The sequence below is a fragment of the Gluconobacter sp. DsW_058 genome (assembly GCF_002153615.1).
Classification (GTDB): domain Bacteria; phylum Pseudomonadota; class Alphaproteobacteria; order Acetobacterales; family Acetobacteraceae; genus Gluconobacter; species Gluconobacter cerinus.
The window spans coordinates 1-264 of sequence record NZ_JOPH01000080.1; the positions used below are offsets into that span (position 1 = coordinate 1).

General features: G+C 50.0%; 1 pseudogene. It reads right to left on the reverse strand.

The window, feature by feature from the left end:
* Positions 1 to 264, reverse strand: a pseudogene (locus tag HK24_RS14070) (hypothetical protein); the annotation flags it as partial.

Sequence of the window (264 nt, forward strand, 5' to 3'; positions counted from 1 at the left end):
TAGTCCCGTCTGTGATTTCTGATCGGCAAAGACATGCTCGACACGAGATCGGATCACAGACTTTCCTGCATTCGATTTCTGGATATGGCGGAGCATAGGTTTGAGATGCGGCTTTTTTCTGTGAACCTTTGAGACAAAACCCTGCTTTTCCATGAAGTCTTCGTTGGCTTTGGAGCGGTACACCGTGTCTCCCTCCGCCATTATCCCATCAATGCTAAGCATTGACGGGAGCCTGAATGGCTTCGCCCAAACCGTTGAGGCTGT